This is a genomic window from Terribacillus saccharophilus (assembly GCF_046592895.1).
Taxonomy (GTDB): domain Bacteria; phylum Bacillota; class Bacilli; order Bacillales; family Amphibacillaceae; genus Terribacillus; species Terribacillus saccharophilus_D.
Genome location: NZ_JAWVPU010000003.1, coordinates 149,279 through 169,167, shown reverse-complemented (window position 1 = coordinate 169,167; position 19,889 = coordinate 149,279). Strand labels below are relative to the sequence as shown.

Sequence of the window (19,889 nt, the reverse complement as noted above, 5' to 3'; positions counted from 1 at the left end):
CGTGAAAGGGAAATTGCTGTACGAAGGAAAAGCCAAGCAAGTATTTCAGTCAACTGAAAATGAGCAAGAGCTCGTGCTGTCTTATAAAAATGATGCAACTGCATTCAATGGTAAGAAGAAAGCAAGCTTCGAAGGAAAAGGCCGTTACAACAACCTGATCTCGACCCATATTTTCGAATACCTGGCACAGCAGGGCGTTGCTTCTCATTTCATCAAGCCGCTAAGCGAGACAGAACAGCTTGTGAAGAAGACGACAATCGTACCACTTGAAGTGGTCGTGCGTAATGTGGCGGCAGGCAGTATAACAAGAAGGCTTGGCATTCCGGAAAAAACCGTTTTCCAACCCGTTTTAACAGAACTTTATTATAAAGATGATAGCATGGACGATCCGATCATCAACGATGCACATGCATTGATTTTGACGGATGTGAATGAAGAAGAGCTTGTTTTCATCAAGCAAGCAGCATTGGAAGTCAACCAGCATCTGCAGACATTCTTTGACCGAGTAGGTCTGCAGCTGGTCGATTTCAAGCTGGAATTCGGCCGTGATCATGACGGCTATATCATTCTTTCAGATGAGATTTCCCCAGATACATGCCGGCTTTGGGATAAGGAAAATGGCGGCAAGATGGACAAAGATGTATTCCGCGAAGACTTAGGTAACTTGATCGACGTATACGATGCAATTCTAAATCGACTGGAGGCAGCAAAATGAAAAAAGTGAAAATCTTCATCACGCTGAAAGAAGGGGTTTTGGACCCGCAAGGTAAGGCTGTACAAGAAGCATTGCAGGCAAATGGATTCCCGGATGTGGCTGACACGCGCGTAGGGAAGTACATCGAGATGACGCTTTCGGATGAAGCGGATGTTGCATTGGAAGTACAGCGTATGTGCGATAAGCTGCTTGCCAACCCTGTCATGGAAGAATACAGCTATACAGTCGAGGAGGTTATCCACTCGTGAAATTTGCTGTCATCGTTTTCCCAGGCTCCAATTGTGACCGGGATATGTATCATGCGATCAAGGACGGTTTAGGCGAAGAAGCTGATTTAGTATGGTATGAAAATGCGAATCTAAAAGACTATGATGCTATCTTGCTTCCGGGCGGATTCAGTTATGGTGATTACCTTCGCTCCGGCGCAATCGCCTCTGTATCGGATGTGTTGAACCAGATCAAACAAAAGGCAGAAGCAGGCACCCCGATTCTTGGTGTATGCAATGGCTTCCAGATCCTTTTGGAAACAGGTTTGCTTCCAGGCGCGATGCTGCGCAATGAAAAGCTGAAATTCATGTGCCATTTTGAGACACTCGTTGTTGAAAGAAAAGATACGATGTTCACAAGTGGCTACGAAAAAGGGCAGGAAATCCGAATTCCGATTGCGCATGGTGAAGGAAATTACTATTGTGATGATAAAACGCTGGATGAGCTCAAACGGAATAATCAGATTGTTTTCACTTACAAGAACAATCCGAACGGTTCCCGGGCCGATATTGCCGGGATCGTCAATGAGAAAGGTAATGTGCTCGGCATGATGCCGCACCCTGAGCGTGCAGTGGAAGATCTGCTCGGTTCAAGCGATGGTCTGGCAATGTTCCAATCCGTACTACGACACTGGAGGGAAATGTATGTTACAACAAGCTGAAATCAGTCCGGAAAAAGTCGAACAAGATCGTCTCTATCGGGATATGGGTTTGACAGATGAGGAATTCCAAACCGTCAAGAATATCCTTGGCAGACAGCCGAATTTCACCGAAACAGGCATTTTCTCCGTTATGTGGTCAGAGCATTGCAGCTACAAAACATCCAAGCCACTGCTTCGCAAGTTCCCGACAGAAGGACCGCATGTCCTGCAGGGACCAGGTGAGGGCGCCGGAATCGTCGATATCGGCGATGACAAAGCAGTAGTCTTCAAAATCGAAAGTCATAATCATCCATCAGCTGTCGAACCTTACCAAGGTGCAGCTACAGGTGTCGGCGGTATCATCCGTGATGTGTTCTCCATGGGTGCGCGTCCGATAGCTTTATTGAATAGCTTGCGTTTCGGTAATTTGACTACACCGCGTGTGAAGTATTTGCTTGATGAAGTGGTGCACGGTATCGCTGGATATGGCAACTGCGTCGGAGTTCCGACGGTGGGCGGTGAAATCCAGTTTGACGACAGCTATGAAGGTAATCCGCTAGTGAATGCAATGTGCGTAGGGTTGATCGACCAGAAGGATATCCAAAAAGGGATTGCAGCTGGTGTCGGTAATACGGTCATTTATGCAGGCGCGCCGACTGGCCGTGATGGCATCCATGGTGCAACATTTGCATCGGAAGATTTGAGCGAAGAATCCGAATCGAAGCGCCCTTCCGTCCAGGTTGGTGATCCATTCATGGAAAAACTTTTGATCGAAGCTTGCTTGGAAGTGATCCAACATGAAGCACTTGTCGGTATTCAGGATATGGGCGCCGCTGGTCTGACATCGAGCGCAAGTGAAATGGCAAGTAAAGCCGGTATGGGCATGGAAATGAATCTGGATCTTGTGCCGCAGCGTGAACAGCATATGACACCATATGAACTGATGCTGTCCGAGTCCCAGGAGCGTATGCTGCTTGTCGTGAAAAAAGGACAAGAGCAAGGCATCATCGAAGTATTTGAAAAATACGGACTACAAGCTGTTGCGGTAGGGACGGTAACGGACGATAAACAGTTCCGCCTTTTGCATCATGGAGAAGTTGCAGCCGAGATTCCGGTTGACAGCTTGGCTGAAGATGCACCGGTTTATTATAAGGAATCCAAGGTGCCTGACTATTACACGGAATTCCAGACAATCGACTATACACCAACAGTTGAGGACCATGCAGCTGTACTGAAGCAGCTTTTGCAGCAGCCGACGATTGCCAGCAAGGAATATGTTTACGACCAATATGATAGCATGGTCGGTGCCAGCACAGTTGTTGCACCCGGCAGTGACGCAGCGATTGTCCGTGTACGCGGAACAGAAAAAGCGATTGCGATGACGACGGATTGCAACTCCCGCTATATTTATCTGGATCCGGAAACAGGCGGAAAAATTGCCGTAGCAGAAGCGGCGCGCAATATCGTCAGCTCTGGTGCAAAACCGCTTGCGCTGACAGACGGCCTGAACTTTGGAAACCCAGATAAACCAGAGAACTTCTGGCAAATGGAAAAAAGCGTCGATGGCATGAGTGCTGCATGTCTGGCTCTGGAAACACCAGTCATCAGCGGAAACGTATCGTTATATAACGAGTCCAATCAGCAAGCTATCTTCCCGACACCGATTGTCGGAATGGTAGGTTTGGTCGAGAACTTGGCGCATGTCACCACGAGTCAATTCAAGCAAGCTGGTCACGCTATCTATCTGTTAGGTGAAACAAAAGCGGAATTCGGCGGCAGTGAGCTGCAGAATGTACTGGAAGGACGTTACTTTGGTAAAGCTCCTGCAATCGATCTTGATGTGGAAGCGAGCAATCAGCAAGCAGTACTAGCAAGCATCCGGCAAGGATTGATAGCTTCTGCGCATGATTTGGCTGAAGGCGGTCTTGGCGTTGCCTTGGCAGAAAGCTTATTCGGCACAGAGCTTGGCGCGAAGGTGACTATCGATGGTGATGCCACATCTGCGCTTTATAGTGAATCACAATCTCGTTTCCTTTTGACAGTTTCGCCTGAAAACCAGGCAGCTTTCGAGCAGGCAGTACCAAGCGCGAAGCAAATCGGTTTGGTGACAGAAGAAGCAAAGCTTGAAATAGAACAAGACGAAAAATCCATCATTTCAGAAGCAGTACCGACACTCGAGGCACTTTGGAAAGGAGCTATTCCATGCTTGCTGAAATCAAAGGCTTGAATGAGGAATGCGGCGTCTTTGCGATTTGGGGACATGAAAAAGCAGCAGAAGTGACGTATTACGGCCTTCATGCCTTGCAGCATCGCGGGCAGGAAGGTGCCGGCATCGTTACGACTGACCGGGAAAACCTGCATTTGCACAAAGGAATCGGTCTCATCAATGAAGTGTTTTCCGAAGGTCAGTTCAATGAGCTGAACGGTAATGCAGCGATTGGGCATGTCCGCTATGCCACTGCTGGCGGAGGTGGCTATGAGAATGTGCAGCCATTATTGTTCCGCTCTCAAAAAGACAGCTTGGCAATTGCGCATAACGGAAATCTCGTCAATGCGTATGGACTGAAGCAGCAGCTGGAAGCACAGGGCAGCATCTTGCAGACATCTTCCGATACAGAAGTGATTGCCCATTTGATCAAGCGCAGCGGTCAGATTGAACTAGAAGAAGCAATCAAGTCGGCACTCAGCATGGTCAAAGGTGCTTACAGCCTGACAATCCTTACCGAAACCCAGCTGTTCGTAGCTGTCGATCCAAAGGGCTTGCGCCCGCTGTCACTTGGGCGCCTGGGCGATGCTTGGGTCGTTAGTTCGGAAACATGTGCTTTTGATGTGACAGGTGCGGAATATGTGCGGGAAGTGGAACCTGGTGAATTGATCACAATCAGCGATGCAGGTCTTCATACACAGCGTTTTTCTTCCACGCTTGAAAGATCGCTTTGTTCGATGGAGTATGTATACTTCTCCCGTCCGGATTCTGATTTGAACGGACTGAACGTGCATGCTTCCCGCAAAATCATGGGAAAAGTGCTTGCACAGGAAGCGCCGATTGAAGCCGATGTCGTGACAGGTGTGCCTGACTCCAGTATTTCAGCTGCAATCGGATTTTCCGAAGCTTCCGGCATTCCTTATGAGCTTGGTTTGATCAAGAACCGTTATGTCGGGCGTACATTCATCCAGCCATCCCAGGAGCTTCGTGAACAAGGTGTGAAAATGAAGCTATCTGCGGTTCGCGGGATTGTCAAAGGGAAACGTGTCGTCATGGTTGATGATTCCATCGTACGCGGTACGACAAGCAAACGGATCGTCCGGATGCTGAAGGAAGCTGGCGCAACGGAAGTGCATGTGCGCATCGCTTCCCCGCCGATCCAGAATCCATGTTTCTACGGCATTGATACATCGACGACTTCTGAGCTGATCGCTGCCAATCACAGCATCGAGGAAATGCGCGAATTGATCGAAGCAGACTCGCTTTCCTTCCTGACAGTCGAAGGTCTGGAGGATTGCATCGTCGGCGATAACGATACGATGACACATGGCATCTGCAAAGCATGCTTTACAGGCAATTATCCAACTGAAATTTATCCGGATACCGTGCTTCCGGCGTACAAATGTTAGGAGGGCAAGCATGAGCGAACTTTACAAAGAAGCAGGCGTCGATGTCGAAGCAGGTTATCGCGCAGTGGACTTGATGAAAAAACATATCAACCGTACGAACCGACCGGAAGTCATTGGCGGTGTAGGCGCGTTTGCCGGACTGTTCGATTTGTCATCTTTCTCCTATAAAGAACCGGTACTCGTTTCCGGAACCGATGGAGTCGGCACGAAGCTGAAGCTTGCTTTTGATATGGATCAGCATGATACTGTCGGAATCGACCTTGTTGCCATGTGTGTCAATGACATCATCGCGCAAGGTGCTCAGGCATTGTTTTTCTTGGATTACATCGCCTGCGGCAAAAATGAACCAGAGAAAATCGAACAAATCGTCAAAGGCATAGCCGATGGCTGTGTGGAAGCTGGCGCTGCTTTGATCGGCGGCGAGACAGCCGAAATGCCAGGTATGTACGGAGATGAAGAATATGATTTGGCAGGTTTTGTTGTCGGTATCGGGGAAAAAGCAAAGCTGATCAGCGGAAACGATGTCGAAGCAGGAGATGCGATCATCGGCATTGCTTCAAGCGGTCTGCACTCCAATGGCTTCTCGCTCGTTCGCCGCTTGATCGATCAACATGGTTTGGATTTGAATGAAGTCTATGCACCATTTGATCGTCCATTAGGCGAAATATTGCTCGAGCCAACTAAAATCTATGCTAAAGCAGTCCGTGCTGTTCAGGAGAAGATCGATATCCATGGTATCTCTCATATTACTGGCGGCGGCTTCCATGAGAATTTGCCGCGTGCAGTGCCCGAAAATCTAGGTGTCCGGATCCAAAGTGATAGCTGGGAGCTACCAGCTGTTTATGAATTCCTGATGGATAAAGCACAGCTTGTATTACAGGATATGCTCGGTGTTTTCAATACGGGAATCGGCATGGCATTGATCGTTTCGCAGGAAGATGCTGAAGCGACATTATCAATTCTGCGGGAGTCAGGCGAAAGTGCTTGGATCATTGGTGAAGTGACAGAAAAGACGGGCGTGGAGTTTTCCGCATGATTGCCGCTGCCGTATTTGCTTCCGGCAGCGGCAGCAATGCCGAAGCGATTGTGCTGGCATCGCTGCCTTGCTCGATTGAGCTGGTCGTTTGTGATAAACCGGAAGCACCGGTCATCCAAAAAGCAAAAAATTGGAATACAGAAGTATTTGTTTGCGATCCGAAGACTTTTCCAGATAAGCAGGCCTATGAACAAGCTATTCTTCTGAAGCTGCAGGAAAAGCAGATAAAATGGATTTTCCTGGCAGGATATATGCGATTGATCGGCCCCACCTTGCTGGAAGCTTATCAAGCACGAATAGTGAATATCCACCCTTCCTTATTGCCTGCATTTGCCGGCAAGGATGCAATTGGGCAAGCCTTGGCTGCAGGTGTGAAAGTGAGCGGAGTGACGATTCATTATGTTGATGCAGGCATGGACACTGGCAGCATCATCGCCCAGGAAGCAGTTGCTGTCCGGGAATCAGATACACATGAAACCTTGCATCAGCGGATCCAAGCAGTTGAACACAAACTTTATCCGAAAACGATAGATTACATACTAACAGAACAAGACGGAAAGGAATGACTGTAATGCCACGTGCGTTGATCAGCGTATCAGATAAAACAGGAATCATCCCATTCGCCAAAGGTTTGCAAGCTTTGGATTACGACATCATTTCAACTGGAGGCACGCTGAAGCAGCTCCAGGAAGCAGGCATTCCAGCTGTGGCAGCTTCTGATGTCACGAAATTCGATGAAATCATGGACGGCCGTGTGAAAACTCTCCATCCAGCCATCCACGGTGGCTTATTGGCTAGAAGAGATGACGAAAGCCATATGCAGCAGCTGAAAGAACGTGATATCACACCAATCGATTTGGTCGTCGTAAACCTTTACCCGTTCAAGAATACGATTGAGAAACCGGACGTGACAGAAGCAGATGCCATCGAAAATATCGACATCGGCGGACCGACCATGCTTCGTTCAGCAGCAAAGAACTTTGCAGGCGTCACTGTCCTCGTCGATCCAGAAGATTACGATACGACATTGTCTGCGTTGCAGCAGGGTGAACTCACTTATGAAGCAAAACGTCGCCTTGCAGGCAAGGTTTTCCGTCATACTGCGAATTATGATGCAATGATTGCGGCTTATTTTGCTGAGTTGAATGAAGAAACAAATACCGAAACATTGACAGTGACATATGAAAAGGTCCAAACCTTGCGTTATGGGGAGAACCCGCATCAGAAAGCGGCATTCTATAAAGATCCGATCGTAAAAGGTGCATCTGTTGCCAATGCCAAGCAGCTGCACGGCAAGGAGCTTTCTTATAATAATATCCAGGATGCCAATGCTGCCTTGGAGATTGTCATGGAATTCCAGGAGCCTGCTGCTGTTGCAGTCAAGCATATGAATCCTTGCGGTGTAGGTATCGGAGAAAATATTTCTGCTGCCTTCCGCAAAGCATTCGAAGCAGATCCAACATCCATTTTTGGCGGCATTGTGGCTTTGAATGGGGAAGTGGATCGTGATACGGCATTGCAATTGAAAGAAATCTTCCTGGAAATCGTCATCGCACCAAGCTTCACGGAAGAAGCATTGACTTTATTGACGGAGAAGAAAAACATCCGACTGCTGGAGCTTGCAGCAGACAAAATCCAGCAGCCGAAAAAGGTTGTCAGCGTAAGCGGCGGACTGCTTGTGCAGGATTATGATGCGGGTGCCGTAACAGAAGCTGAACTTACTGTTGCGACAGACCGTAAGCCAACTGAAGAAGAACTGAAGAACTTACTGTTTGCCTGGAAAGTCGTGAAGCATGTCAAATCCAATGCTATCGTCGTTGCCAAAGATGATCAGACAATCGGCGTCGGTGCCGGGCAGATGAACAGAGTCGGAGCAGCTAAAATCGCCTTGGAACAAGCTGGTGAAAAAGCTGCTGGTGCAGTGCTTGCATCGGATGCTTTCTTCCCGATGCCGGATACAGTCGAAGCAGCCGTACAAGCTGGTGTGACGGCTATCATCCAGCCAGGTGGATCGAAGCGTGATGAAGATTCCATAGCTGTATGTAATGCACACAATATTGCGATGGTTTACACAGATATGCGCCACTTCAAGCACTAATCGTCAGGGGGAGACATTGTGAAAGTTCTTGTGATAGGCAGCGGCGGCCGCGAGCATAGCATCGTCGCCAAGCTCGCTTCAAGTATGCAGGTGACAGAATTGTATGCAGCACCAGGAAATGGCGGAATGGCTGACTTGGCAACATGTGTGCCGATTGATGTGACCGCTGTGGATGACCTTATTCACTTCGCAAAAGAAGAACAAATCGACTGGACATTTGTCGGGCCGGAGATTCCGTTGCTTGCTGGTGTCGTAAATGCTTTTCAGCAGGAAAACCTAAATGTATTCGGACCAACGAAGGAAGCCGCTTTGATCGAAGGCAGCAAAGATTACGCCAAAAGCTTCATGCGCAATCACGGTATACCGACAGCAGCAAGCGAGACGTTTTCTGATGTGGAAATAGCAAAAGCATATATTGCGCAAAAAGGTGCGCCGATCGTCGTCAAAGCGGATGGACTGGCAGCAGGAAAAGGTGTTGTTGTTGCTCAAACAGTTGAAGAAGCTATTGATGCTGTAGAAAACATGCTGGTCGGCAATCAATTCGGTCAAGCAGGCAGCCTTGTTGTCATCGAGGATTTCCTTGAAGGCAAAGAATTTTCATTGATGGCCTTCGTCAATGGCAGCAATGTCTTTCCGCTTGTCCCTGCCCGAGATCATAAACGCGTTTATGACAATGATCAAGGACCGAATACTGGCGGTATGGGTGCATTCGCGCCGATTCCCGACCTGGAACAAACGGTGATCGATGATGCAATCAGCCGTATCCTGAAGCCAGCAGCGGCAGGACTTGTGGAGGAAGGCCGTTCGTTCACGGGGGTATTATATGCAGGGCTGATCGAAACAGCGGATGGACCGAAAGTGATTGAATTCAATGCAAGATTCGGTGACCCGGAAACGCAAGTCATCCTGCCATTGCTCGAGAATGATTTACTTCAGGTGATGCAGGATGTCACAGCTGGTGATGATCCGAAATTATCATGGAAAGATGCGTACGCAACAGGTACCGTCATTGCTGCAAGCGGCTATCCAGGCAGCTATGAGAAGCAGCTTCCAATTCCGGACCTGACACAATTGCCGACGGATGTCTATTGCATTCATGCCGGCACGGAAAACAACGCTGGCAAATTAGTTTCCAATGGTGGACGCGTACTGTTCATCGGCTCTGTACATCATAATCGTGCCGATGCGGTGAAAAGTGTCAAAAAAGGACTGGAAATTTTTAAAGATGACCCTAACTTCCATTATCGGACTGATATTGGATTCGGGGAATAAGGCAAAGAAGAACTGGTATGCATGCCAGTTCTTCTTTTTATTCTTCTTCTTGGGAATCCCGTTTCTGCCGGAATTGATTGATCAAGGTCATGCTCGGGCAATAACGGACGATGCCTTCGGCGATCTTGATGGCGCCCGCCAGCAGGGTCAAATGTGCAGTGAACTGCTTCGGTTTCGTAACAAGTGCAGCTGTTGCGTAGCCAACCATGCTGATACCGGCTGCGATGCGTATCAAAGCTTGGATTATCCCCATATTCGGTTTCATTCGACACTCCCCTTTCTTTTGACCTTAGTTTCCCTGCTGCAGCAAAGGTTTATGCTAGTATAAAAATTCCATTGCATGTCGTATTACGCAAAAGGCGCAAGATGATGTATGATAAAGGTAAGGTAAGAAGCACAATTTGTGTGTATGGGGAGGGTAGCTGCATGCAGCTTGACAAGCTCCGTGGTGAGCATTTAGATGAATTATTCAAGGCGATTCTTTCTTTGCAGGATGTGGAGGAATGCTATCGCTTCTTCGATGATATTGCGACGATCAGTGAAATACAGTCGCTCACACAGCGTCTCCAAGTAGCGAAAATGCTGAAGGATGGGGCGACATATCATGCGATCGTCCAGGAAACGAGTGCATCGACAACGACGATTTCGCGTGTGAAACGCTGCCTTAATTACGGTAACGATGGCTATAATACGGTACTTGAGCGATTGGAAGAGAAAACAGGAGAATAAGGAGCTGGTATGACATGGTGCGCTTTGGTGTGATCGGAACGAATTGGATAACCGAGTCCTTTATAGCAGCAGGCAGAAAGGTGAAAGATTTCGAACTGACAGCAGTTTACTCTCGTAAGCTTGAAAAGGCGGAGGAATTCGCCAGCAAACACAAAGCAGTACATACATTCACCGACATTGAGCAAATGGCCAAAAGCAAGGAAATCGACGCAGCATATATTGCAAGCCCGAATGCGCTGCATGCCGAGCAGGCAAAGATCCTCATGCAGCACGGCGTGCATGTATTATGCGAAAAACCACTTGCTTCCAATGTAGCCGAAGTGAAAGATCTGATTGAGACCGCCAAACAGCATGATGTGCTGCTGATGGAAGCGATGAAATCGACTTTCCTGCCGAATTTCCAGGAAGTGAAAAAGCATCTGGGTAAAATCGGGACAGTGCGGCGCTACGTGGCACAGCTTTGCCAGTATTCATCACGTTATGATGCGTATCGCCAAGGCACGATACTGAATGCTTTCAATCCAGAGCTCAGCAACGGGGCAACGATGGATATCGGCATCTATTGCTTGTATCCGCTAGCTGCTTTGTTCGGCAAGCCGAAAGAAATAAAAGCGAGCGGAACGCTGCTGGAATCTGGCGTGGACGGACAGGCAACCATCACACTCACTTATGAGGAGATGGAGGCAGTCGTCTATTACTCCAAAATCACCAGCTCCACCCTGCCTTCTGAAATTCAAGGCGAGGATGCCACGATCATGATTGATCATATCGGGCATTTCGAGGACGTGAAAATCCAATATCACGACAGCACGGAAAAGATCATCAGTGGTCCGCAGGATAATGATCACCGCATGTTTTATGAGATAGAAGAATTCGTGAATTTGATTCAATCCGGCAAGCGGGAATCAAGTATCAATACACATGAATTAGCACTGACGGTAGCGGAAATCATGGAAAAAGCCCGTATTCAGTTCGGCTTGATTTACCCAGCCGATCGTTTGCAGTGACATGTAGAGCCTGGCATATGATTGCCGGGCTTTCTTCGTTCGTAAACTCTTCGTATTTTCCTCCATCTAACCACTGAATTATCGAGTCGATTTTTGCTATAATGAACGTTATGGAAGCAAGTAATGGAGGATGCGCACGTGTATAACATGAATGAGTGGCAACATATATTCAAGCTCGATCCAGCAAAGGAAATCGCTGATGACGATTTGGAGAAAATCTGTGAGTCCGGCACGGATGCCATCATTGTCGGCGGTACGGATAATGTGACATTGGATGGCGTGCTTGATCTGCTGGCGCGGATCCGGCGCCACACAGTCCCTGTGATACTGGAAATCAGCACATTGGATTCCATCACACCTGGATTCGATTTTTATTATGTACCAATGGTGATGAACAGCAAGGACAAGCAGTATATCATGGGCCTGCATCACGAAGCAGTCAAGGCTTACCGGGATATGATGCATTGGGATGAGATCATGATGGAAGGTTATTGTGTCATCAATCCGGAAGCGAAAGTGTTCACTCATACGCATTGTGAACCAGCTTCCGAAGAAGATGTCATTGCTTACGCTTATATGGCTGAACATATGTATAAGCTACCGATATTTTATTTGGAAAACAGCGGTGCTTATGCAGATCCGGCACTCGTCAGCAAGGTGAAAAGCCAGCTTTCCAGCACATTGCTTTTTTATGGAGGCGGCATTGCCAGCCCGGAACAAGCGGCTGAAATGAAACAGTTTGCAGATGTGATTATTGTCGGTAACAGCGTGTATGATAATATAAAGGCTGCCCTGAAGACAGTGGCAGCAGTAAAAGGAAAGAAATGAAGGCGGTGCAAACATGAGCCGATTGGCGAATGATTTAATAAAGGCTTTGAATAAAGAACAAGCAGAGGCTGTCCAGCATACCGAGGGGCCGCTGCTGATCATGGCAGGCGCCGGGAGTGGCAAAACCCGCGTGCTGACGAACAGGATTGCATATTTGCTTGGGGAGAAGGAAGTGTCGCCGCGCAGTATTTTGGCCATCACTTTCACAAACAAAGCAGCTCGTGAAATGCGGGAACGTGTGCACAAATTGGTCGGAGAAGAAGGATCCCAGATTTGGGTTTCCACTTTCCACTCCATGTGTGTACGCATTTTACGTCGTGATATAGACAGAATAGGATATAATAGCAACTTTTCCATACTGGATACTAGCGATCAGCTATCTGTCATCAAGCAGGCACTCAAACGCTTGAACCTGGATCCGAAGCAATATGATCCGCGTGCGATGCTTGGTGCCATCAGCTCAGCGAAAAACGAACTGATCACACCGGAACAGTACAGCAAGGAAGCTGGCAGTGTATATGAAAGAAAAGTGGCCGAAGTATTCGATTTGTATCAGAAGACGCTGCGCCGCAATCAATCATTGGATTTCGATGACTTGATCATGCAGACGATCCAGCTGTTTGACCGGGTGCCGGAAGTGCTGCAATATTACCAGCGCCGTTTCCAGTACATCCACGTGGATGAGTATCAGGATACGAACCATGCACAGTATCGCTTGGTGAATCAATTGGCTTCCCGTTATAAAAACCTTTGTGTTGTCGGGGACTCCGATCAGTCCATCTACCGCTGGAGGGGTGCAGACATCACGAATATCCTTTCCTTTGAAAAGGATTATCCGAACGCCAAGGTCGTCATGCTCGAGCAGAACTATCGCTCCACGAAAACGATACTTGATGCAGCCAACAAAGTGATCGGCAACAATACAGGGCGTAAACCGAAGAATCTTTGGACAGACAATATCGATGGTTCGAAACTGCGTTATTATGAAGCAGCTACCGAGCGCGATGAAGCCTTGTATGTGACAGAGAAAATAGAAGAAATGGTCATGATGGAAAAGAAACGCCATTATCGTGATATCGCGATCCTTTACCGGACCAATGCCCAATCCCGTTCCATTGAGGAAACGTTTGTCAAAGCAGGCGTCCCGTATCAGATGATCGGCGGCACGAAGTTCTATGACCGTAAGGAAATCAAGGACATGCTGGCATATTTGCGATTGATTGCCAATCCGGATGATGACATCAGCTTCGAGCGGGTAGTCAATGAACCGAAGCGAGGAATCGGGAAAACATCGATCGAGAAGCTGCAAGCATATGCGAATGAACATAATATCTCGTTGTTTGATACGCTGAAGGAAGTAGATTTTACAGGCGTGAGTGCCAAAGCAGCCAATGCTTTGAGTGAATTCGGAACAATGATCAGTAACTGGAGCAAGCAGGTGGAATTCCTGACTGCAACGGATATGGTCGAGCAGGTGCTGGAAGGTTCAGGATACGAGGATATGCTGAAAGCAGAACGCAGCATCGAATCCCAAAGCCGTCTTGAGAACTTGGAAGAGTTCAAGACAGTAACGAAAAACTTCGAGGCGACGAGTGAAGACAAGACATTGGTCACTTTCTTGACGGATCTTGCACTGATTGCTGATATCGATTCGATGGATGAAGATCCATCCAGCGATGATAAAGTCATCCTCATGACGCTGCACGGTGCCAAAGGACTTGAATTCCCGGTTGTATTCCTGATCGGTATGGAGGAGAATGTATTCCCGCATAGCCGTTCCCAGATGGATGAAACCGAGATGGAAGAAGAACGCCGTCTCGCTTATGTGGGCATCACTCGTGCAGAAGAGGAATTATTCCTCACCAATGCGAAGATGCGGACATTATTCGGTCGGACGAATATGAACCCGGTCAGTCGTTTCATCGGTGAAATCCCGAGTGAACTGCTGGAAGGCATACAAGAAACAAAACAAAACCCATTCGGACTTGGCAGCAGCCGCCCGGCGGCTAAACCGCAGGAGCAAAAGCGCATCGTGCGCAAGCCGAAACCGAAGTCAGGTGCAGATGCACTCGGCTGGGGCCCCGGCGACAAGGCTGTCCATAAGAAATGGGGCGAAGGAACGGTAGTGAAGGTCAACGGAGAAGGAGAAGCGATGGAGCTTGATATCGCATTCCCAGCACCTGTTGGCATCAAGCGGCTGCTTGCTTCGTTCGCACCGATTACAAAAGCTTAACCGAGGTGGAAGGCATGAACAGAGAAGAAGCAAACCTAGAGCTAACGGATTTACGCAAAAAGCTCAATCAGTATAATTATGATTATCACGTGCTTGATAATCCACAGGTGTCCGATTATGAGTACGATCAGATATTGAAGCGCCTGCTGGATATCGAGGCGGAGTTTCCTGATCTTGTGACAAGTGATTCCCCATCTCAGCGTGTCGGCGGCAAGCCGCTCGAAGGATTCACCAAGGTGGAGCACCGGGTACCGATGCTTTCCCTTGGCAATGCCTTCAACGAAGACGATCTGCGCAGCTTTGACAAACGGGTCCGGAACGGCTTGGACACAGATGATTTTTCGTATATTTGTGAGCTGAAGATCGATGGGCTGGCCGTGTCCCTCCGTTACGAAAATGGAGAATTCGTACAAGGTGCAACACGTGGTGACGGAACGACTGGGGAAGATATCACACAGAATCTACGGACAATTCGCAGCATCCCGCTTCGAATAGATCTGGAGGAAGCGATCGAGGTGCGCGGGGAAGCTTTCATGCCGCAGAAATCGTTTGCTGCCCTGAATACGCAGAAGGAAGAAAACGGAGAAGCACCATTTGCGAATCCGCGTAATGCAGCGGCTGGATCATTGCGTCAGCTTGATCCGAAAATCGCAGCCAGCCGTAATCTGGATGTCTTCTTATACGGTTCCGGACAATGGGAGACAAATGATTTGGATTCCCACAGCGGACTGCTCGACTATTTGGAACAGTTAGGGTTCAAGACGAACAAAGAACGCCGCCGCTGCCAGTCAATCGAGGAAGTGCTGGCTTATGTCGAGGAATGGAGTGCCAAGCGCCGCGATTTGAGCTATGAAATCGACGGTATCGTCATCAAGGTGGACAAGCGGGAGCAGCAGGATGAACTTGGCTTCACAGCCCGTACACCGCGCTGGGCGATCGCCTACAAATTCCCGGCTGAAGAAGTGACGACGAAGCTTTACGATATCGAGCTGAATGTCGGGCGTACTGGTGTCATCACACCGACTGCATTGCTGGAACCGGTCCGGGTTGCCGGAACGACAGTCCAGCGGGCAACGCTGCATAATGAAGATTTGATTCGTGATAAAGATATTCGGATCGGGGATACGGTTGTCATCAAAAAAGCTGGGGATATCATACCGGAAGTCGTGCGTGTCGTAACGGACGCTCGCAGTGGTGACGAGGAAGAATTCCATATGCCAACGCACTGCCCGGAATGCAGTAGTGAAACGGTCCGTTTGGAAGAAGAAGTGGCACTTCGATGCATCAATCCGAATTGCCCGGCACAGCTTGTCGAAGGTTTGATTCACTTTGTCTCCCGTAATGCCATGAATATCGATGGACTTGGGGAAAAGGTCATCATCCAGCTGTATCGCTCGGAACTGGTGCATACGATAGATGATTTATACAAGCTCGACCGTGACGCTTTGCTTGAACTGGAGCGTATGGGCGAGAAATCAGCGGATAATCTGCTGAAATCGATCGAGGCATCCAAGGATAATTCCCTGGAGCGTTTGCTGTTTGGATTAGGCATCCGCTTTGTAGGGGCGAAGGCAGCGAAAACATTGGCGCAAGCCTTTGAGACGATAGACAGACTGCAGCAGGCATCCGTGGAGGAGCTTGTCGCTGTGGATGAAATCGGAGAGAAGATGGCTGACTCCATTTATCAGCATTTCCAAGAAGATAAAGTGATCCAGCTGATCGATGAATTGAAAGCCGTCGGAGTCAATATGACCTACAAAGGCATCAAGCCGCAGGAAGTCACCTCCAACAGTATCTTCAGCGGTAAAACGATTGTTTTGACTGGTAAGATGGAAGCTCTGACACGACCGGAGGCAAAAGAGAAAATCGAAGCACTCGGCGGTGTAGTCACAGGAAGTGTCAGCAAAAAAACAGATTTATTGATTGCCGGTGAGGACGCTGGATCGAAGTACGAAAAAGCAGAAAAACTCGGCGTTGAGATATGGGATGAAGCACGTTTGGTAGAAGCGTTACAGGAATAGAGAGGAGAAACACATGAAGAAATTAGCAGGTGTTCTTAGTATGGGGGCACTCGTATTGCTGGCTAGCTGCGGTCCGTCCGGCGGCGGGGAAGAAGAGGTCAAGCAGGAAACGGCAGACGGCGGGGAAAAGACGTCTGTTGTTTCCAGCTACAATTTCTCGGACGAAGAATACAAAGTATTGCTTCCGTATGAGAAAGGAGAATCCAAGGGTGTCGTCAATTATGAGACGAGCGCTGCCCGTGGTGTAATCATCAATCAGATTGCCAACCGTCTCGATATAGACGAGGTGGAAGAAGGACTGCGCAATCATTCGAAGGACGTGTTCAGTCCGGAGGATTACTATTTCCGTGAAGGCCAAATGCTTGATAGCGATACGCTATACAGCTGGATCGGACGGTATGCCAAAGCACAGGATAAGGGTAAGGATGCAACAGCCGAAGCGAAAAAAGCGGAAGAAGCCAAAGAGCTTGGACTCAATCCCGAATTGAATGAGGAAAAAGCCTCGGAGAAAGACTTCCGTGATAATCCGAAATACCTCTCCCACATCCTTGAGCAGGATTATATGGTCGAGGATGACAATGGAGATATCAAACTGGGCGGTGTTTCCATCGCACTTGCGATGAAGTCCGAATACCAGTTCACGACTGGCGGAAAAGGGCCGTATCGTGAAGATATCCCGCAGGATGAGATGCTTGCACAAGCAAATGAGATGGCCAAGAAGATTGTCGAAAGGATGCGCGGTATGGACGGCTTAAGCGATGTTCCGATCCATATTGCTGTTTATCAGGAAGCCAAGAAGGAATCCGTCGTCCCAGGTCACTTTGTCGCTGAGACAACAGTGGACCAAGGCAGCAGCTCAGTAGGAGATTGGGATAAACTGAACGAAAAAAATGTCCTTTTCCCATCTGATGATGCAGAAGAGAACCACCCGGATGAAAGTCAGTATATCACTGCTTTCACAACGAAAGTGGCAAGCTTCTTCCCGAACTATACCGGCATGGTCGGCAGAGGTTTCTATCAGAACGATGAGCTGAAAAAACTCACGATCGAAATACCGATTCAATTCGAAGGGAACGCAGAAGTCGTTGCCTTTACACAATATGCATACAGCCAGGTCATGGACATCTTCCCGAATTACTATGATCTTGAGATCAACATCACCTCCAATGATAAGACAGAAGCTATCATCACGAGGGAAAAAGACGCCAAAGAACCAGAAGTCAATATCCTTAATTAAAGCCACCCTGCTGAAATAGACAGAAAAACACAATATCAGACAAGACTAGGAAAGTATCACCAGGAAATAGGCACAGAAGCATACTCTGTATTCCCTACTTTCCCAATATACTAAATGCTGGGATATGTTAGAATGAAATCAGGAACACATCCCAGCAATGGTCTTGGGCACAAGCTCTTACACGAAAAGAAATAAATAGTTTCGAGGTGCAGCCCAAATGGAAATAGGCCCTTTAATTAAACTACATAGAATCAAGCAGAACATGACACAAGAAGACCTAGCAGCGGGCATAGTTTCGGAATCCTACCTGTCCAAAATCGAAAACCAAAAAACAGACGCCAGCCCCGAAGTCATTGCATTATTATGCGAAAGACTCGGCATCCAGCTTAACGCGGAAAATGAGGATATGATCAAGGAGAAGGCGGAAGAATGGTTTAATCTTCTTTATGTTACACAAAGCCGCGAAGAACAGGATGCAAGATTCAAAGAATTAGAGGAATTATTTCAAAATAGCAATTCTGACTATGAAATTCTTTTTGAAATCCATAAGATAAGATATTACTTAGTCAGCAATCAAGATGGGAAGACCAAGGATCAAATAGAAAAACTCTCGAATTTAGAGTATTCTTTTGATTCTAAGCAGAACTTCTTTTGGAATAAGTATCTAGGGAATTATTATCAAATCAATGAAGATGACAATATAAAAGCTCTTCATTTTTATGAAATTGCTGAATCGCTGATTAAAGGTATAGAACTGACTGAATCTGATATAGCTGATATATACTATACTCTGGCAGTCACACATACTAAATTGATTAATAATCTTAAATCAATGGAATATGCGAACAAAGCACTTGAGGTATTCAGACAAAATTATAATTTTGTAAGGTGTGCACAGTGTCATATTCTTCTTGGAATCAGTTATAGAAGAATGCATATGGTGGATATGGCTATAAAGCAATACAATATGGCTAAGCACCTAGGGGAAATAACTGAGAACTCAGAAGTTGTACAACTGTCAAATCATAACCTTGGATATCTTCACTCAACCTTGGGTGAAAGTAATGAGGCAATAAAATATCTAGAACAAGCCTATGAAATGGGAAGTAATATAACAGCAACTCAGTTTAATACTATTATTTCCTTAATAAAGGAGTACTATAATAGCGAAAGATTAGAAGAAGCTAAATCAATCTTAGAAAAGAATTATCATCTTGTAGAAGAACTGCCAGCTCATAGCAAAAAGACTTTTAAACTTGAGTTGGATGTTTATAAATATGCCATTTATAACGAGTACAATCAATTAGAACACACAATTATCAATGAATTCTTGCCATACTTAGCAGGGAAGAGTGATTATGCCAATATTGTGAATTACGCTAATATGATTGGTGAACACTTTGAAAAGCAAAAGAAATATAAAAATGCTGCTCATTATTATAAGATGGCAAGTTCTAACTATCAAAAATTACTAAAATTCTAAGGAGAGATTATCTTATGAAAAAGCTATTAGTTGTTACTGGTCTTATTGCGGTTTTAGGTGTTAGTGCAGTAGTCGGGCAAACTAACACGAATACAAATGATGGGGCCCTTGAAGCAACTCCGGGTGTTTTGTCTGTTAAACTAACAGAGCGCTAAAATTAAATCTTATTTTTTGAAGGAGATTCCACTCCTTCGCCGAATAAGTACACCATGTACTATTTCCCTTAAGTAAGACCCTCAATCGCTCGCTTTATCTTCAGATAAGGCGGGCTTTTTCTTTTTATCGTGCTTGGCTTTGTTTGGCGGTCAAAAGGTGCTAAAATAGTTATATGTTATAGTCTGGTTGCTTTACGGCAGCTCCTTTTGCTATGATCATTTTTATATACATGTAAGGTGAATTCCGGAGGTGACAGTATGTCAGAGATTACGAAAGAACAGGTGATGCACGTAGCGCATTTGGCGCGTCTTGCAATCACTGATGAAGAAGCTGAGAAAATGACGAAGGAACTTGATGCGATTATCGGTTATGCCGAGCTTTTGAATGAGCTTGATACGGATAATGTGGAGCCTACGACACATGTGCTTGATTTGAAGAACGTGATGCGTGAGGATGAACCGCGTAAGTGGATCGACCGGGAGGATGCATTGAAAAATGCACCGGATCAGAAGAATGGCCAGTTCCGTGTGCCGTCGATTTTGGACTGAGGAG

At 47.1% G+C, this 19,889-nt stretch carries 19 protein-coding genes; 18 read left to right on the top strand and 1 reads right to left on the bottom strand.

The features are described from left to right. Nucleotide 1: 1 nt before the first annotated feature. Genes purC through purD form a run of 9 tightly spaced genes read left to right on the top strand, consistent with a single transcriptional unit; the run spans nt 2 to nt 9,643 of the window. Entirely contained in the window at nt 2-715 is a 714-nt protein-coding gene (gene purC, locus SFC66_RS11740; RefSeq protein ID WP_411218917.1) for a phosphoribosylaminoimidazolesuccinocarboxamide synthase, read from the top strand. Then, nucleotides 712-963 (top strand): phosphoribosylformylglycinamidine synthase subunit PurS, encoded by a 252-nt coding sequence (gene purS / locus SFC66_RS11735; protein WP_411218916.1) that lies wholly within the window; start codon nt 712-714, stop codon nt 961-963. Before purC ends, purS begins: the two co-directional genes overlap by 4 nt. Further along, nucleotides 960-1,643: a phosphoribosylformylglycinamidine synthase subunit PurQ gene (gene purQ / locus SFC66_RS11730; RefSeq protein WP_411218915.1), complete on the top strand. Its 684-nt coding sequence runs from the start codon at nt 960-962 to the stop codon at nt 1,641-1,643. The genes purS and purQ overlap by 4 nt, the downstream gene beginning before the upstream one ends. Then, nucleotides 1,627-3,849 (top strand): phosphoribosylformylglycinamidine synthase subunit PurL, encoded by a 2,223-nt coding sequence (gene purL / locus SFC66_RS11725; RefSeq protein ID WP_411218914.1) that lies wholly within the window; start codon nt 1,627-1,629, stop codon nt 3,847-3,849. Before purQ ends, purL begins: the two co-directional genes overlap by 17 nt. Beyond that, entirely contained in the window at nt 3,825-5,237 is a 1,413-nt protein-coding gene (gene purF, locus SFC66_RS11720; RefSeq protein ID WP_411218913.1) for an amidophosphoribosyltransferase, read from the top strand. The genes purL and purF overlap by 25 nt, the downstream gene beginning before the upstream one ends. Nucleotides 5,238-5,247: 10 nt before the next feature. Beyond that, nucleotides 5,248-6,273 (top strand): phosphoribosylformylglycinamidine cyclo-ligase, encoded by a 1,026-nt coding sequence (gene purM / locus SFC66_RS11715; RefSeq protein ID WP_411218912.1) that lies wholly within the window; start codon nt 5,248-5,250, stop codon nt 6,271-6,273. Further along, a complete protein-coding gene (gene purN / locus SFC66_RS11710; RefSeq protein ID WP_411218911.1) occupies nt 6,270-6,839 on the top strand; it encodes a phosphoribosylglycinamide formyltransferase in 570 nt (189 codons plus the stop codon). The genes purM and purN overlap by 4 nt, the downstream gene beginning before the upstream one ends. Nucleotides 6,840-6,844: 5 nt before the next feature. Further along, nucleotides 6,845-8,371, top strand: coding sequence for a bifunctional phosphoribosylaminoimidazolecarboxamide formyltransferase/IMP cyclohydrolase (gene purH, locus SFC66_RS11705; RefSeq protein WP_411218910.1), 1,527 nt, complete (start codon nt 6,845-6,847; stop codon nt 8,369-8,371). 18 nt (nt 8,372-8,389) lie between these two features. Continuing rightward, nucleotides 8,390-9,643, top strand: a complete 1,254-nt coding sequence (purD, locus tag SFC66_RS11700; RefSeq protein WP_411218909.1) for a phosphoribosylamine--glycine ligase — start codon at nt 8,390-8,392, stop codon at nt 9,641-9,643. Nucleotides 9,644-9,680: 37 nt separating this feature from the next. Here purD and SFC66_RS11695 read toward each other — a convergent pair whose 3' ends face one another. Continuing rightward, the gene (locus SFC66_RS11695) at nt 9,681-9,908 is read right to left on the bottom strand and encodes a YgaP family membrane protein (protein ID WP_411218908.1); all 228 of its coding nucleotides are present in this window, start codon (nt 9,906-9,908) and stop codon (nt 9,681-9,683) included. Nucleotides 9,909-10,069: 161 nt separating this feature from the next. On the opposite strand from SFC66_RS11695, the gene SFC66_RS11690 reads away from it, so the two are divergent. From SFC66_RS11690 to gatC, 9 genes are all read left to right on the top strand, one after another. Beyond that, nucleotides 10,070-10,372: a YerC/YecD family TrpR-related protein gene (locus tag SFC66_RS11690; RefSeq protein WP_411218907.1), complete on the top strand. Its 303-nt coding sequence runs from the start codon at nt 10,070-10,072 to the stop codon at nt 10,370-10,372. Between the two features lie 14 nt (nt 10,373-10,386). After that, complete coding sequence (locus tag SFC66_RS11685) at nt 10,387-11,379, top strand: Gfo/Idh/MocA family protein (protein ID WP_411218906.1); 993 nt, start codon at nt 10,387-10,389, stop codon at nt 11,377-11,379. Nucleotides 11,380-11,517: 138 nt separating this feature from the next. Further along, nucleotides 11,518-12,207 carry a heptaprenylglyceryl phosphate synthase gene (gene pcrB / locus SFC66_RS11680; RefSeq protein WP_411218905.1) on the top strand — a complete coding sequence of 230 codons (690 nt, stop codon included), beginning with the start codon at nt 11,518-11,520 and terminating at the stop codon, nt 12,205-12,207. 13 nt (nt 12,208-12,220) lie between these two features. Further along, nucleotides 12,221-14,440 (top strand): DNA helicase PcrA, encoded by a 2,220-nt coding sequence (pcrA, locus tag SFC66_RS11675; protein ID WP_411218904.1) that lies wholly within the window; start codon nt 12,221-12,223, stop codon nt 14,438-14,440. Between the two features lie 14 nt (nt 14,441-14,454). Next, nucleotides 14,455-16,461 (top strand): NAD-dependent DNA ligase LigA, encoded by a 2,007-nt coding sequence (gene ligA / locus SFC66_RS11670; RefSeq protein WP_411218903.1) that lies wholly within the window; start codon nt 14,455-14,457, stop codon nt 16,459-16,461. Nucleotides 16,462-16,474: 13 nt separating this feature from the next. Further along, entirely contained in the window at nt 16,475-17,698 is a 1,224-nt protein-coding gene (locus tag SFC66_RS11665) for a CamS family sex pheromone protein (RefSeq protein WP_411218902.1), read from the top strand. A 217-nt stretch (nt 17,699-17,915) separates the two neighbouring features. Continuing rightward, nucleotides 17,916-19,181, top strand: a complete 1,266-nt coding sequence (locus tag SFC66_RS11660; RefSeq protein WP_411218901.1) for a helix-turn-helix domain-containing protein — start codon at nt 17,916-17,918, stop codon at nt 19,179-19,181. Between the two features lie 14 nt (nt 19,182-19,195). Next, nucleotides 19,196-19,336, top strand: coding sequence for a hypothetical protein (locus SFC66_RS11655; protein WP_411218900.1), 141 nt, complete (start codon nt 19,196-19,198; stop codon nt 19,334-19,336). A 258-nt stretch (nt 19,337-19,594) separates the two neighbouring features. Next, on the top strand, nt 19,595-19,885 hold the full coding sequence (gene gatC / locus SFC66_RS11650; RefSeq protein WP_411218899.1) for an Asp-tRNA(Asn)/Glu-tRNA(Gln) amidotransferase subunit GatC: 291 nt from the start codon (nt 19,595-19,597) through the stop codon (nt 19,883-19,885). The last annotated feature ends 4 nt before the right edge of the window (nt 19,886-19,889 follow it).